This is a genomic window from Nostoc sp. FACHB-892 (assembly GCF_014698795.1).
Lineage (GTDB): Bacteria > Cyanobacteriota > Cyanobacteriia > Cyanobacteriales > Nostocaceae > Nostoc.
Genome location: NZ_JACJTR010000009.1, coordinates 197,849 through 214,530, shown reverse-complemented (window position 1 = coordinate 214,530; position 16,682 = coordinate 197,849). Strand labels below are relative to the sequence as shown.

Sequence of the window (16,682 nt, the reverse complement as noted above, 5' to 3'; positions counted from 1 at the left end):
TCAGTATCTTATGTCCCCTATCTCACCAGCGAACCTAAATGGCTAATAAAGAGCTAGAAACGCTCAAAAAACTAGCTTTTGGCCAATCTGAACGTAGTTCAGAACAGCCATTGTCACCAGCAGACTCCAACGCTAGCTTACCCAAAGAAAAGCCTAAGCGAAATATGAACTGGTGGGTTCTAAAGATAGCGTCTATTACAGGATTATTCTATTTACTCTTTATCGTACTTACTCCTACCCCAGTTCCTCAAGAAAACCGTAGGATTGGAAATACAGAAGTTATTATATTTAGTTTGATTTTGCTGTTTAACTCAGGTTTGCTAGATAACATAGATGATATCTCAATTTCAGGTACAGGAATTGCCCTAAGAAGACTCAAGCAAGAAGTTCGGGATGATATCAATAAGTTGCAAGATGAGCAAATCGCCGAACTAAATAGACAACAAAAGCGGATTGACTTGCTTCAAGAGCAACAATCCGCAACATTGCAATTTCTAGTTAGATATCTAATTGATGGTAATGAACTTAAGCATCTGATTAAGCTTAATTCTCAAAAAGAGTTTAAGTTTAAATTTGATGATGATTTAGCACGGGAACTGAAGCATCTTCGAGCTATGGGATTTATTAATAATTTTGTGGGCAAAGGAATTGAACAACTTCAACAAGAGGGAGAAGGAGATTTAAAAAACTATTTTCAAATTACAGAAGAAGGTAAATCGTATTTAGCTTTGAGAAAAACCTTAGGAATCAATGAAATTCCTGGGCTGGGTGAAGATGGACGATGGCATCGAGACATTAGGGATTCAGCAAAATATTGAACTAGAGAACTTTTAAAAAAATAGTAAATTATCTGTCTTAAAATGGCGTTGTTGCACCAATTGGGAAAAATAGTAAATGATACTTAATTCTTTCGTTACTTTTACCTAAATCACGAAAGCCAAAGCCAACAAAGTAAGTTCGTAACTGGCACTCTTACAATGCAGCACTCAAGTACCAAATCAGTCTGACTTTTTAGGTGAGTGAGGAAGTAATTGAACGATGACGCTTCATAATTACCAATTACAAGAACCAACTAAACTAGCCACTATTTCAACAAGTTCTTCAGGATCAATCGGTTTAGATACATGAGTGTCAAAGCCACCTTCTAAGGCACGGATACGATCTTCACTATCAGCAAAGGCTGTTAAAGCAATAGCCGGGACTCGTCCACCATTCTTTGGTTTGAGCGCACGAATTTTGCGGATGAGAGTATAGCCATCCTCCCCAGGCAACCCGATATCAGAAATTAAAACATCGGGTTGCGATTCGGACAATACTTTGCGTGCCGCATCTGCTGATATCACTGCGGTAACTTTTGCTCCATCCATTTCCAACACAGTAGTGATGAAGAAGCGAGTATCATCATCATCCTCAACTACCAGAATATCTAAACCAGCAAGAGTTCCAGAAGCTTCCATAAATGACATTTTATTCTAACTTTCTGCGACTTTTACCCGCTAATGAAAAAATTAGGGCTTGAGAAACCCTCAAAATGAATTTTTTCAGATGCCGTGAAAAGTCAGAAATATATAATCAATAGTAAAACAAACAGAAGACGACTTCTAATCAATTTTAACAATTTATTGTATCTAAACGTACATCTAATTTAAAACAAAGAATCCTCCAAATGGTAGGTATAATTTATATTTATTATTTTTATTCTAGAAGCACTGCTAGAAAACAATTTATTTTAATTATGATTATTCTAATTATAATCGTGAAATCGTTTTAAACAAATGTTGAATTTTAAATAGATTGAATATTGTTTTTACCCATAAACAAATAAAAATTTTATTCACATATATTTATTTACTAATATCAAGCTTCTAACTAAATGATGATAGATAATTTTGACTCATTCTCTATAACTATTAGTGTTATGATTATGGTTCGGATTCGGTATTTAAAAATCTTTGCATAGCTAGTTCTATATATTAAACCATAAGCTGATACGCACCTAAATTGTATAAACACTCTTTACGGTTGTTAACTGTTGACGGTTAACGGTTATCAGTCATCAACCTTCATGTAAATGTTCAAATTAAATGCGTAACAGCTTATTACTTGGTATTATTTATAGATATAGCAATCTGAAATGATCTGTGAAAATCTCCGATTCCTCTCTCTGCTTTTTCTACACCTCTGCGGTTGATTTATATTTTACAAGTGATTTGGGGCTGCTATAAGAAAACAATTCATGAGTCTGTAAAAATTTTGGCATCTTTTTTAGTATCTCTAAAAAGCTGTTTGGATTACTCAAAACAAGGCGTAAGTGCCATCGATTGACGCTTACACCCAACAAATTTGGGCAAAATCTTCTTAAGTTGACACCTATGGGCATTGCTGTGCCCCTACCAACGTGTTTGTATCATTATTATTAAAGTGAAATGGGATTACAAAAAAGTTAAAACCGTCCCTAATTAGAAGGAACGGTTAAAACAATTTTTTGATGAACTAATTCAAGAGGCGGACAAACAGAAATAAATTAAGTTCCAGTTTCAAACTTTGTTATGCCGAAATCGGTTCTTCAATATTTACTATCACAGCTTGTAGCTCTTTAGCTTTCTCTTCTGGTAAAGCATCATTGGCAAACATCCCTGCTGCAAGTTCGGTTCCCGCCAGATACTTTAGCCTTTCGCTTGTCCGGTATGGTGGAAAAAACTCAGCGTGTAAATGCGCTTCTGGATGGGGTAAACCGTCAGTCGGTGCTTGGAACCAAGCCATCAAGTAAGGAAATGGGCGATTCCACAAGCCGTCATACTTGAGAGTGACAGTTTTTAACGCCTTAGCAAGTCCCCAACGTTGCTCTGGGGTAAGATCCATAAAAGTGCCAACTGGCTCTTTAGGAGCAATCCAAACTTCATAGGGGTAACGAGCGCATACCGGGACAAATGCGATCGCATACTCATCTTGATAGATAATCCGTTGATTGTCTGCAATCTCCTCTTGAATCAAGTCTTGCAGTAAACCCCGTTGATGCTCTTGATAATACTGCTGCTGCATTGACAGCATCCGTGCCGGAACAGGTGGGACGAAAGGATAGGCGTAAATTTGCCCGTGGGGATGGTGCAAAGTCACGCCCACCTCTACACCCTTGTTTTCAAAAGGCAACACGTACTGAATTTGGGGGTTTGCTCCTAATACGCGGGTGCGATCGCCCCACACTTCTAAGAGCAAATCAAGGTGTTCCAGTTCCAAAGAACTAAGGGAAGCTTGGGCATTTTGAGCAAAAACCACCACTTCACACGCCCCATTAGCAGGCAATGTTTCCACAATACACTCTGGCGAATCGTGTGCCGTTTGAGCCATTGAGGGAAAGCGATTATCAAACACCGCCACATCATACTTACCTGGGGGTAGTTCTGTAGGAAACTCCGGTTTAGTAGTGGGTGCAAGGGGGTTATATTCCGGGGGCGGCATGAAAGTCCGCCCTTGACGGTGAGAAGCATAAGCAACCCATTCGCCGCGTAAAGGATGCCAGCGCAGGTGGGGATTTGCCTGCACTGGTTCATTACTAGGGCTAGTGGCGATGATATTCTCGGCAATCGGATATCGACTGTATAAGGTCAGTGGGCGACCATCCGGCTTTAACAGCTTGTGGGAGTACATAATCCTTGTCCTGAAAGGGTCGCAGCGCGGATCGCCTCAATGGGAAATTTAGGCGTGCGATCGGCGTATAATAAACCGTTAGCTTCTTGGAAAGTATCTGTAAATTGGGTGTAACAAAATCCGCTAAATAGCTCGATATCATTAATCGTTTCGAGCAGAGTAGCGTATTTAATTTCTAGCTCAGAAATATTGGAGCAACGCTCATATCCCCAAGCTTTATCTGAATCGGGGGTATCAACAGGGGCATAGGCAATGCCACCAAACTCAGTCAGCATCACTGGCTGTCCCTGATGCGGAAAGTTATCCAGTGTCAGGATGCGCCCTCCAGGACGCTTCCGGTCAAACAAATCTGATAGCTTCACTTCTGGCCCATAGCGATGACCTAATCGTTGTGGGTGGGTGTCGTAGTCATGAATAGCTAGAATGTCTGTATCTGTACTTTCCCAGCCATCGTTGGCAATTACTGGGCGGCCTGGGTCGAGAGTTTTAGTTAAGTGATACATTGCCAAAACATAGTTTCGGTGAGCCGCAGTCTCAACCAAATTCGGAACTCCCCAGGATTCATTAAACGTTACCCAAGCTACGATACAGGGGTGGCTGATATCCCGCCTAATTACCTCAGCCCACTCTCGCGTTGTGCGTTCCACTGCTTTAGGTGTGAAACGATATGCACTGGGCATCTCCTCCCATACTAACAACCCCAGCTTATCTGCCCAATATAAAAATCGCGGGTCTTCAATTTTCTGGTGCTTACGGACTCCGTTAAAACCCATTGCTTTGGTAAGTTCCACATCGCGCCGCAATGCTCCATCGTCGGGTGCTGTCATTAGCGAATCGGGCCAGTAGCCTTGATCCAGAACTAAGCGCAAATAATAAGGACGACCATTGAGCATAAAGCGATCGCGCTGTATCCCTACAGTCCGCATTGCTGTATAGGATTTGGCTTCATCCAAGAGTTGATTATTATACCAAAGTTCAACGTGGGCATCCATTAGGGTGGGCTTTTCTGGACTCCACAGCAATTCGTTGCGGTAGTCGTCGATACCTGGATCGGAAAGGGAAATGCGACGGCCAATTTCTCCGTTAAACACTTCGTATGTATCGTTTGCCAGCACGGTATTGCCAATGCTCAGTTTTACCTTGATTTGGATACCAGCAGGGGCATCACCTGCGATCGCAGCATAACAACCAACTTCCCACCGCTCGAAATCGGGACTCCAGCGAATACTATCGATGTAAGTTCTACCTACACGCTCAATCCAAACTGTTTGCCAAATACCACTGGTGCGAGGATACCAAATACTATGCGGTTCCAATTGCCAATCCTGCTTTCCTCTAGGCTTGGCAAGGTCACCAGGATCATCCTGCGCCCAGACTGTTACTTTAGTTATGCCAGTGTCATTCAAAACTGTGGTAATATCCAGCGTGAAAGGAGTATGTCCCCCTTCATGCTCTATCATGTATTGACCATTCACCCAAACACGGGCGCGGTAATCCACAGCCCCAAAGTGCAGTAATAATCTGCCGTCACCTTCAGGCGTTTCAAATTCTCGCTCATACCAGCAGTTTGGATGAAAACCTGTATCACCAATACCACTTTTGGTAGATTCGGGAGCGAAGGGAACTTGTATATAATGACTCCACTCCTGGATATCGCCTGGTTGAACACATCGCCCTTCATCGTCAAAAGCGAACTTCCACTCACCGTTTAAATTTAGCCAGTGCGATCGCTGTAACTGTGGACGTGGATACCCAGCTTCTGGAAAGCTAGAAACCCTTTGATTATCTGTATTAGAGGGTAGGTCTACCTTACGCTTTTGTATATCCAACAACTTCATTAAAACCTCTTAATGTAACTACAATAGAACAAATTTTCTGTGGCTTCGGTTTAGACTAAACTAGTCTGTTTTGAGACATTCCAGGAGTTTTTTACTCCTTTATCTGTAATCTATATAACTTTTACCTGTATTTACAGAACGCTATTTATCGCTTAATAGTAAACATAAAATACATCCAGCGCCCTCGTATGGGAGCTACAAAATTAGGTATAGACTATTAACTCGTGACATTATGGCACACATATTGTAAATATTTGCCAAGTCGGCAGGAAAAAATTAGGTAAGCTGTTCCATATTTTAATTGCATCTACTGGGCGGCAAAACGCCCACCCCACAACAGTTATGCTGAATTCGGTTTTGCAAGTTACTCTATTGCCCCATAACACTGGAATTTTTTTTTAACTAATTCAGGGGGTTTAAGTCAAGATCAACTCACAAGTGGCGGGGTGTGTCATGCACAATCCACATAGAAACATAGAAGGAAACTTCCGCTCCCGTTTAGCGCTAAATCTCCGTTACAAAACTTAATTAAGTATTATAAATTATTTTAATTTCTGCATTACGGAGTTGTAGCTAATTTTCAGCAGTCATGGTATGAATTTACGGCGAAAACTCCCATCTTGGCAGCAAAGGCAGCAATTTTTGCCTTCAGTAGTTTTATCACCTCTTACTACACTTATAGTATCACAATTTGGGCTGTGAACTAGCTTAAGAACCATTGCTGTATTTCCGATTCAGCACCTTACCTCACGACCGGAAAACCCTAGAAACTAATCAACATAAAGCCTTATCTATAAAGAGATTTGGATAACCTAAATCTACAAAAACTGTTAAGTCAATTCCAGAAATGGTGCGTTATTATCGACGAACAATTGCAAAAACTGCTATTGAGAGTCCGATTTAAATTCGACTTTAACATGAGGAATTGGCGAGGATAAAAAAATGGTTCAAAGTATAGGTAGAGTAAATAAATATACAGTTACTGACCTAAACCGATTTGCCGAAGACCTGAATCGAGACGGAATTTGTGTGATTCCCGGTCTTTTTGATAAAGAATTGATTAGCGAATGGGCAAAAGCTTTTGAAAATTTATTCCGAGAGCGCCAAAATCAACCGGGTGGACTGGCTCCTCGTGAAATTGCGCGTTACTATCTAACGTTGCCTTGGGTTTCCCCCTTTGCCAACGTAGAAGTTTTCGCTAATCCGGTGATTATGGGTGTGCTGGAGCGAGTATTTTTTCAGGAATATGTGATGGTTCAGATGGGAGTTGATCTCCCAGTGCAAGGTTCGGATTATCAAGAAATCCATCGGGACTATCGCCCTTTGTTCTCCGACCAAATAGTAACGCCACTCTACGCCCTAGCGGTTAACTTCCCACTTGTGGAAGTAACGGCAGAAAACGGGCCGTTCCAGATGGCGCGTGGTACGCATATTTTGCCGCGTGAAGAGGGACTAAAGAAAATTGCCACTGGTGAAATTCCGATGGAATCTTTTCAGATGCAGCTAGGGGATGCGATGATTCGGACACCTTTGGCGCTGCACCGGGGTTCACCAAATCGGACTAACCAGCCAAGACCGATGGTAGTTATGGGCTATGCTATGCATTGGTTGCATACGCCGAAGGTGGATTTAACTCTCCAACGGGACTATTATGAGAGCCTGCCAGAGAATTTAAGGCAGATGATTCGGTGTCAGGTGGTGGAACAGTTGCCAAAAGAGAAGGTTGAAACTTACGTGAATTTTAAGTATTAGGAACCTGCAAAAAAGAAATTATCCAGTAGGGTGCGTTACGGCGTTAAGCCTAACGCACCGCCTACACATAACTCTAGAACTAGCCCTTTCAAGGTTAACATTTGTACTATAAAAAATGATGTTTTAACCCAATTTTGGTATTTTGGCTCAGGCGTATTGCCAGGTCAGGGCTTGCAGATTATAAAAATCTCAGTAATAGTAGTGCTATCGGGAAAACAGGTAAAGATAAATGCCAATCAAGATAAATCAATTGCCAAAAGAAGAAGAAAATTTTGAAGAACCAGAGTTGGAAAATCTCAATCAATTTATTACTTACTGTAATATTTATGACCCGAATATTCTCGTAGATTCGGGAAGAGCATTTGCTCGTGATTCAGGGGTAATACCTGATAAAAATGATAGATTAATAAGATTTCAGCTAGAAATTATAACATAGAATACTGTTATTTTTGCTCATTTCCTTATCACTTGAATTTATTTAATGAATCAAAAGTTTATGTTTTAAAAAAATATGTATTATGTCGAGATATTCGCAACGGAAAAGAGTGGGCAGTATTTTTATTTCCACTAAAAAGTAATCAGCTATCAAGTATGTTTAATACTGCAATAACAGGATTTGGTAATACCTTGCCAGAAGCTGATATTAATTTTCGGCAAAAAAGGATAAGTAATTTTACTAGTTCATCAAAAAAAATTCATAAATAGTAAAATTAAATATTCCTTTAACAAAAAATCAAATGATAAAAGCTTCTCAGAAATTTGACAAAAAAGTTTCTTTAGAAAGTGCAAGTTTTAATTTCAAAAAGGGAGGCTTTGGTTTCGGTTTATTAGACTCATCAAACTCTACACTCTCTTGTAGCTCAAAAGATAAAAAATTTCTACTTGAAGTTAATTCACAACCTTACTCATCCGTACACATAAAGTGGACAGTTGTAAAGTTATTAACGGTTGATAATTTCTATGAACCTCTAGATATCGAAGGAACTGGAGGAAATTTAAAAGACGCATTTGAAAAATGTGAAACATATTATCAAGAAGTTATATCTAATCCATATCATTTAGAGCAATTAATAAGGCAAAAAACTCAAATAGAAATGGAAAAAGACATGATAATTTTAGCTATAGAAGGTCAAGAACATATAGCTTGGCTATCATCAGGATTTGGAGAAGATGTATTTCCAGACAGAGGCTAATAAAACTATATAAGCAAATAGTAGGGCTAACACATGGTACATAAGTACTATTGTATAGAATTTGGGTGTTTCAGCCATATTTAGCACTTAGCGATCGCTCATGTTGCGAATAAATCAAGGTTATGCCAAGCGCCTGAAACGGCTTAATACCGAAATTCAGCTATGTCGGACAATTCAAGGGTGCGAACCAGCATAAAGATAGTTGTTTTTACGATCGCACTTCTTCAAAATTTGAGTTAACACGCTATAGCGAGTGCCGAGATGTTAACTTATACCAATCCAGTCTACAAAGGCTATTTTGCCGATCCTTTTGTTTGGGAATTTGAGGGTGTATACTATGCGATCGGCACTGGTGCAGCCGAAGCGGAAGGAACAGTAGACGAAATCGCAAAACTACGTGTCTTCCCTCTATTACGATCGTTTGATTTCGTGAATTGGGATTTTGTAGATAACGCACTGTTGCGGCCAGACCCTTCCCTTGGCGATAATTTTTGGGCCCCTGAAGTTGCTTATTGCAACGGCAAGTTTTACCTCTACTACTCTGTAGGACACGGGGATAAAAATCATCAGTTACGTGTTGCCACGAGCGATAATCCTTTGGGACCATATAAAGATGTTGGTGAACCACTTGTAGACCCGAAGTCTTGCTCCTTCGCCATCGACCCCCACGCATTCCGTGATGACGATGGGCAGTGGTATCTATTTTATGCTCGTGATTTTTTAGACACTGAGGGCGGCGTGCGGGCTGGTACTGCCCTTTTTGTAGATCGGCTCCAAGATATGACCAAACTCTGCGGTGTCGGGAAAGTCGTCTTACGGGCGCGTTCCGATTGGCAACGATTTTTAGCCAACCGCTTAATGTATGGTGAACATTTTGATTGGCATACCTTAGAAGGGCCCTGTGTCCGTAAACATGGAGGTCGATATTATTGCTTTTATAGTGGTGGGCGCTGGGAAACTGAAGACTACGGTGTAGATTATGGAGTTGCCGATAGTGTTATGGGGCCTTACTCTGATGTGGGTAACGAAACGGGTCCGCGGGTATTGCGTTCGCCCCTGGCGTTGGCGGAGCCATCGCTTCTTGATCGTGTCAAAGGCCCTGGACATAACTCAATCGTTGTAGGCCCCGATGGTCAGACTGAGTACATTGTCTACCATGCCTGGGATGTAAACATGGATGCGCGGCGAATGTGCTTGGATAAACTCATTTGGTCGGCAGATGGGCCATATTGCGAAGGCCCCACCTGGACACCACAGGCGATCGCCTCCAAATCAATTTGATTTCCAACGATTACAACAGTTTTCAGGTAAATAGACTACACGGTAGGGGCATGGCATTGCCATACCCTACCAGCGTATTTGGATCATTCTTAAAGTGAAATGGTATAAGGGATCGCTAATGTGAGAAGATTTTACCTATCGGTTTTTGCAGGTGCAGTATTACCTTGAGGTATCTTAGTGCCTCCTCCTGTAGGTGAAGGATTATTCTCAGGTAGGCTATCGCTTCCTGCTGTAGGGGAAGTATTACCTTGAGGGGCTGATACACCAGAATTATTAGGCAGATTATTATATCTCCGCGCAACCTGGCCAAATTGATATTTTGTGATGGCGCTAGCAGTGTTAAAGTGCTTCCTGATGGTTGGTAATCCTCGATTCGCTACTGCTACAAGGTCGGGGTTTTGTCCAAGCGCCGCTTCACGTTGGAAAAGGGCTGCGTTCTCTAGATGAGCATTTACACCACCCTCATCCATATACGCTTGCTCAAAGCGATCGCCCTCTAACTGAGACAGTCGCGCCAGTGATGCTTGAAATTTTGGCGCAGGAGTGGTGGGAGGAGTTACACCCAATCGTGAACCAATCCTTGTCAAGTCATTTTTCACCTGTGTTTGTTCTTGAATCTCTGCTGTGGCAAATTGTTTAACTTGAGGATTAGTCGAACGCTGCAATGCTAATTGCCCCAGCGCGATGTTACCTAAGCCTGCTTGACCTGCATCTATAAAGAATTGTCGATCAACCTCGTTAACTTGGGTATTTTGGGTTGGGGTTGGGGTTGTTCGATTTGTTTGAGCGTTCACAAACTCACTATTTGGAAGTAATGCTGAGTATCCCAATGAGACAAAAAATCCGATTGCAAGGAGAGCAATAGTAACTAAGGTTCGTTTAATCATGATCAATTCCTAAGAAAGCTTGGCTCAACCGACGTGTATTTCCATTAGATCATTTGCTCAAAGTTTTTTTGGCAAGATTAATGAGCTTGCAAATAACTTGATATGTCTGGAAAAGTACACTATCTCCAATAGTCTTCTCCTTGCGATAAATATCCATCTTTCTTGAGGTGTGTTTAAAACCCCAAATAAAATGTAATTTTTTCTCAGATCGACTTTATCCAATCAAACGATATAAACCATATTATTGAGCAATTGCTCAAAATTTACACTCTAAAGCCGGAAATTTGTACAATTCTAGTTAGTTTAGGTGATCAACAAAAAGTCTAAAGGTTGATCAATATAGATTTTAAAGTCTTTAATTTTGAATTGTTAATGTCCTATTAGTTGAAAGATAAATATAGTGGAAGCCTTGCCTAAACTAGTTTGATATCATAGTTATATTAATAATTTTTGAACTAAACATCATCAGATATTTCTGAGCAGTAACTATAAAACATCTGTAGTAAATACTTGAGTAAACTACAGATCTTTTATAATTTTAATTTGTTTTGTTTTAATCTTTACTTACAAAAGTAACACCGATGTAAGTCTTTTGGCGTATATCTAATTATATATTTAGTTAAATTAGACACATAACCAAGTGTGATTAACGTTATAATTTTAATACTTAAGAATAATACAATAATCTTTAACTACTATATTTAGATAGATGAATATGTAATTAAAAAGAGCAAATAATAAGATTAATTCTTACGAGAAAGAGAACTTGTTAGTCCAACATTCTGCAAGTTGAGTTAATAATCTATGTCAAGCAATAAAGTGCAAGTACAAAACAACGGTGTGAATCATATTGTGTCACCAACGGTAAATGAAGTAAAATCATCCGAGACAGCGAAATCGCAATCTCTAGGGACATCAATAAATTTATCCTCATTTAACAAAAACTCTCGGTCAACAAAAGCTTTTACCGATACGCCTGATATAGTTTGCTTATCTCATCTGCGTTGGAATTTTGTATATCAAAGACCACAACATCTTTTAAGTCGCTGCGCTCAAAAAAAGAGAGTATTCTTTATCGAAGAGCCAATTTTTAGCCGGGAACCATTGGGACGATTGGACGTTAGTGAAGACAAAAGTGGAGTGATAGTTGTTGTTCCATATCTACCTGAAGGTCTAAGTGAAGAAGCAGTAAACGCAGATATAAAAGTACTACTTGATGGGTTATTTGCAGAACATAATATCTCTAAGTACATTTGTTGGTACTATACACCAATGGCGATCGCATGGGCAAGCCATTTAGAACCTGAAGCTGTTATTTACGATTGCATGGATGAATTGTCTGCCTTTAAAGGAGCATCGCCTACTTTAAAGAACTACGAAGCAGAACTATTTCGTCGGGCAAATTTAGTATTTACAGGTGGGCAAAGCCTTTACGAAAGTAAGGTAAACCAGCATCCAAACGTTTATGCCTTTCCCAGTAGTGTAGATGTACCCCACTTTGGACAAGGAAGAACCGTTAAAGAAGAACCAGCAGACCAAGCAAATATTCCTCATCCCCGCCTTGGCTTCTTTGGTGTAATTGATGAGCGGATGGATATTGAATTACTCGCTGGAATTGCCGAGGCTCGTCCTGATTGGCATTTAGTCATAATTGGGCCAGTTGTGAAAATTGACCCAGCAACTCTGCCACAGCATGAAAATATTCATTATCTCGGTAGTAAAGACTATAAAGATTTGCCTGCATATCTAGGGGGTTGGGATTTGGCAATGTTGCCGTTTGCGCGAAACGAGTCAACACGTTTTATTAGCCCGACTAAAACACCAGAGTATTTAGCCGCAGGTAAACCTGTAGTCTCTACCTCGATTCGAGATGTGGTACGTCCTTATGGAGACTTGAAGCTAGTACGAATTGCAGACACGACTGAAGATTTCGTCGCCGCCGCAGAACAGGCATTGCAAGAAGATACCCCAGCATCAGGATGGTTGAGTCGGGTAGATGCATTCTTAGAGCAGATTTCTTGGGATCGGACTTGGGGATCGATGATGCAGTTGATAGATTCTGCGTTGGCGCAGCCGCTCTTTAAGAGCTTCGCAACCACACCAAATAGTAATGGTAAAAATGGAAAATCTCCCATCTCAACAGATATCCCAGAAGCACCAAGCATCGTTACCAGAGACTTTATATTTGATTACTTAGTTGTTGGTGCAGGCTTCTCTGGTAGCGTTATCGCTGATCGCTTGGCGAGACATTCCGGTAAAAAAGTATTAGTTGTAGACAAGCGCAATCATATCGGCGGCAATGCTTACGATCATTACGACGACCACGGGATTCTCGTACATAAATACGGCCCTCATATCTTTCATACCAGTTCCCGCGAAGTATTTGAATACCTCTCACAGTTCACTGCTTGGCGTTCTTATGAGCATCACGTTCTAGCCAGCGTAGATGGACAACTTGTTCCCATCCCCATTAACCTTGACACCATCAATAAACTCTATGGAATGAACCTCAATTCATTCCAGGCGGAAGAGTTTTTTCAGTCAGTTGCAGAACCAAGAGAACACATCCGTACCTCTGAAGATGTAGTAATTAGTAAAGTTGGTCAGGAACTTTACGAAAAATTCTTCAAAAACTACACTCGCAAACAATGGGGACTCGATCCTTCAGAACTTGATAAAACAGTAATTGCCCGAATTCCTACCCGTACCAACCGCGACAGCCGGTATTTCACAGATAGTTACCAAGCAATGCCACTGCACGGCTTTACTCGGATGTTTGAGAATATGTTAAATCATCCGAATATTAAGGTAATGCTCAACACCGATTACCGCGAAATCGAGAAGGCTATACCTTGCCGCGAGATGGTTTACACTGGGCCAGTTGATGAGTTTTTTGATTGTCGCTACGGTAAGCTACCCTATCGCTCACTAGATTTCAAACACGAAACGCATCACACCCCTGTGTTTCAGTCAGCGCCAGTAATTAACTATCCCAACGAACAACTGTATACGCGTATTACCGAATTTAAGTACCTAACTGGGCAGGAACACTCCAAAACTAGTATTGTTTACGAGTTTCCCAAAGCAGAGGGCGACCCTTATTATCCCGTGCCACGTCCTGAAAATCAGGAAATTTACAAACAATACAGAGCTTTGGCTGAGTCAACACCAGGTGTGCATTTTGTGGGACGGCTAGCTACATACAAGTATCTCAACATGGATCATTGTGTGGCGCAGGCTTTAGCAACATACAAACAAATAGCGGTTAAACCTTGAGTTTGTTGATGTTTGCAGTATGGGCAGTACCCTGTCCATACTACTCTTTAATGAGAATTCAGGAATAAAGCCGGAGAAACTGCCAGTAGTCTATCAAGTCAACAATGCTTAAATAAACCAAGTTTTAGAATCTTTCTCTCTGTGTTCTCTGTGTCTGTGCGGTTCGTTATTTAATCCAAACATTGTTAGTTTGAGCCAGTACTAGGACTTATGAGTGAGTTACGGAATAACATAGACGCAAACGCGAGAGCGTCTCATAGAGAAGCAGCTTGCCGCAAGCTACCGCAGAGACACAGAGGATACGGATAAATCAGAGTTTGAAAGATATTCTGTATAAGTCCTAGCAGCGATCAAAACACGGAAATTTAAAAAATTAATATAAGCTTTAGTTGTGTAAATTATGACTTTTGTCTTTAACTCAAGTGAAGACGCGGTGAATAACGTCTTGAGAGAGAATAATTCACAACTCCCCTTGGAAGTGTGGGCTGGTGTAGAGTGTACAGTTAATCGCGTGGGTGATGAGTATTTAGACCAGTTGGAACGCAACGGTCATGCAACGCGCTTAAATGATTTAGATTTGTTTGCAGAACTAGGGATAAAAGCCATCCGCTACCCTGTACTGTGGGAGAAGATAGCACCTAATGGGATAGAGAATGCTGATTGGTCGTGGGCAGATGAGCGATTGGGGCGCTTGCGCGAACTCGGCATCCTTCCGATTGTAGGATTAGTGCATCATGGTAGCGGCCCGCGTGATACAAGTTTGGTAGATCCAGAATTTCCAGAAAAACTAGCAGTGTTTGCTCGTGCGGTTGCCGATCGCTATCCTTGGGTAACACATTACACGCCTGTAAACGAGCCACTGACAACGGCGCGATTCAGTGGAATGTATGGTCACTGGTATCCTCACGGACGGGATGACTTAACTTTCGCCCGTGCTTTGTTAGGAGAGTGTCGCGCAGTAGTCTTAGCAATGAAGGCAATCCGCGAAGTCAACCCTAACGCTCAATTAGTGCAAACCGAGGATTTAGGTAAGACTTACAGTACACCTAAACTAGAATATCAAGCAGAATTGGAGAACGATCGCCGTTGGTTGAGCCTTGATTTATTATGCGGTCGAATTAACCCAACTCATTCAATGTGGGGTTACTTAAAGAAGTGTGGTATCGGTGAGGCTGAACTTGAGACATTTTTGCAAAATACCTGTCCTCCTGACATCATTGGGATTAACCATTATTTAACCAGCGAACGCTTTTTGGATGAAAACACAGAAAACTATCCAGCTTGGACGCATGGCGGTAATGGGCATGACAAGTATGCAGATGTAGAGGCGGTGCGAGTTTGTGCTGAGGGTTTGGCAGGGCCACGTACATTGTTACTAGAAGCATGGGAACGCTATCACCTGCCCCTTGCTGTCACCGAAGCTCATATTAGCTGCACCCGTGAGGAGCAGCTACGCTGGCTTGATGAGGTGTGGAATGCGGCGAAGGAATTACAAACTGAGGGTGTAGATATCCGCGCTGTCACTGTTTGGGCGCTCCTTGGCAGCTACGATTGGAATAGTTTAGTGACAAAAGCTAACGGTTACTACGAGCCAGGTGTATTTGATTTGCGTTCGCGTAGCGTCTCCGAAGGAGAATCGCCACATCCTAGACCGACAGCGATCGCAAAAATGGTGCAAAATCTAGCAAATGGGCATCAACTAAATCATCCGCTACTTGAAACCCCTGGCTGGTGGCATCGCCAACAGCGCCTGTTATATCCAACAGTCAGTTGTCGTACAAAAAATCCCACACTCTCGAATAGTTCAAAATCCAAAATCCAAAATCCAAAATTGATACGTCCCCTGGCGATCGTCGGTGCCAGAGGAACTCTCGGAAAGGCTTTTGCTCGGTTGTGCGAAGTACGCGGAATTTCATATCAGCTGCTGACGCGCCAAGAAATGGATATTACCGATCCTGCCTCTGTGGATGCGGCGCTTACCCAGTTGAAGCCGTGGGCGGTTGTGAACGCTGCCGGTTACGTGCGGGTGGACGATGCCGAAAATGAACCCCATGTTTGTATACAAGTGAACGCCGAAGGCCCAGCGATTCTAGCTGCTGCTTGTGCTGAACATAACGTACCGCTATTAACTTTCTCCTCAGATTTGGTATTTGACGGTGCTGGGTCTAATCCTTATGTTGAAACTGATACTGTTGCTCCCCTGAATGTATACGGGTGCAGCAAAGTTTTGGCAGAAAAGCTGGTATTGCAGGCTTATCCCGCATCGCTAGTGATTCGCACTAGTGCATTTTTTGGCCCGTGGGATGAGTATAACTTTGTTACGATCGCTCTGCGTCAGCTTAGTGCTGGTAATAATTTCATTGCCGCCGAGGATGGAATTGTTTCACCTACGTATGTACCAGATTTAGTTCATGCCAGCCTAGATTTATTAATTGACGGTGAGTCTGGGCTGTGGCATTTGGCGAATAAGAGTGCGATCGCCTGGGCTGATTTCGCGCGATTAGCGGCTAAACAAGCTGGAGTTAGTGTCACCAATCTGATTTCTGTGCCTACAGAACAACTTGGTTTAACTGCTCCCCGCCCAACTTACAGCGTTCTTGGTAGTAGCCGAGGTGAATTTATGCCATCGCTTGAGAGTGCAATTTCTCGCTACTTAGAAGAAAGAATTTAGTAGTTTATGTCATTAATTTAGAACTATCTACAGCAGTCCTAAATCATTCGTGAAAAGTTAGATACCCGACTTCTTTAAGAAGTCGGGTATCTGGACACTGAGAATTTTCACAAATCAGATAGGATTACTATAGTAA

Annotated in this window: 11 protein-coding genes; 7 read left to right on the top strand and 4 right to left on the bottom strand. The window is 41.7% G+C overall.

Features of this window, described 5'->3' with window-relative positions; translation table 11 throughout:
• Positions 1–38: 38 nt before the first annotated feature.
• A complete protein-coding gene (locus tag H6G96_RS15050; RefSeq protein WP_190912206.1) occupies positions 39–818 on the top strand; it encodes a hypothetical protein in 780 nt (259 codons plus the stop codon).
• Positions 819–1,052: 234 nt separating this feature from the next.
• Here the strand turns inward: H6G96_RS15050 and H6G96_RS15045 are convergent, their stop codons facing one another.
• From H6G96_RS15045 to H6G96_RS15035, 3 genes are all read right to left on the bottom strand, one after another.
• Complete coding sequence (locus H6G96_RS15045) at positions 1,053–1,457, bottom strand: response regulator (protein ID WP_190912250.1); 405 nt, start codon at positions 1,455–1,457, stop codon at positions 1,053–1,055.
• A 1,090-nt stretch (positions 1,458–2,547) separates the two neighbouring features.
• Positions 2,548–3,648, bottom strand: a complete 1,101-nt coding sequence (galT, locus tag H6G96_RS15040; RefSeq protein WP_190912205.1) for a galactose-1-phosphate uridylyltransferase — start codon at positions 3,646–3,648, stop codon at positions 2,548–2,550.
• Positions 3,627–5,486, bottom strand: a complete 1,860-nt coding sequence (locus tag H6G96_RS15035) for a glycoside hydrolase family 2 TIM barrel-domain containing protein (RefSeq protein WP_190912204.1) — start codon at positions 5,484–5,486, stop codon at positions 3,627–3,629. The genes galT and H6G96_RS15035 overlap by 22 nt, the downstream gene beginning before the upstream one ends.
• A gap of 942 nt (positions 5,487–6,428) precedes the next feature.
• Here H6G96_RS15035 and H6G96_RS15030 point away from each other — a divergent pair.
• From H6G96_RS15030 to H6G96_RS15015, 4 genes are all read left to right on the top strand, one after another.
• Positions 6,429–7,238, top strand: a complete 810-nt coding sequence (locus tag H6G96_RS15030) for a phytanoyl-CoA dioxygenase family protein (RefSeq protein ID WP_190912203.1) — start codon at positions 6,429–6,431, stop codon at positions 7,236–7,238.
• 229 nt (positions 7,239–7,467) lie between these two features.
• On the top strand, positions 7,468–7,674 hold the full coding sequence (locus H6G96_RS15025) for a hypothetical protein (protein ID WP_190912202.1): 207 nt from the start codon (positions 7,468–7,470) through the stop codon (positions 7,672–7,674).
• A 301-nt stretch (positions 7,675–7,975) separates the two neighbouring features.
• Positions 7,976–8,431 (top strand): hypothetical protein, encoded by a 456-nt coding sequence (locus tag H6G96_RS15020; protein ID WP_190912201.1) that lies wholly within the window; start codon positions 7,976–7,978, stop codon positions 8,429–8,431.
• Between the two features lie 261 nt (positions 8,432–8,692).
• Positions 8,693–9,712 (top strand): glycoside hydrolase family 43 protein, encoded by a 1,020-nt coding sequence (locus H6G96_RS15015; RefSeq protein ID WP_190912200.1) that lies wholly within the window; start codon positions 8,693–8,695, stop codon positions 9,710–9,712.
• Between the two features lie 131 nt (positions 9,713–9,843).
• On the opposite strand, the gene H6G96_RS15010 is transcribed toward H6G96_RS15015, so the two are convergent.
• Positions 9,844–10,599, bottom strand: coding sequence for a DUF4142 domain-containing protein (locus H6G96_RS15010; RefSeq protein WP_190912199.1), 756 nt, complete (start codon positions 10,597–10,599; stop codon positions 9,844–9,846).
• 804 nt (positions 10,600–11,403) lie between these two features.
• Between H6G96_RS15010 and glf the strand changes: the two genes are divergently transcribed.
• Entirely contained in the window at positions 11,404–13,875 is a 2,472-nt protein-coding gene (gene glf / locus H6G96_RS15005; RefSeq protein WP_190912198.1) for a UDP-galactopyranose mutase, read from the top strand.
• Between the two features lie 400 nt (positions 13,876–14,275).
• The gene (locus tag H6G96_RS15000) at positions 14,276–16,546 is read left to right on the top strand and encodes a family 1 glycosylhydrolase (protein WP_190912197.1); all 2,271 of its coding nucleotides are present in this window, start codon (positions 14,276–14,278) and stop codon (positions 16,544–16,546) included.
• The last annotated feature ends 136 nt before the right edge of the window (positions 16,547–16,682 follow it).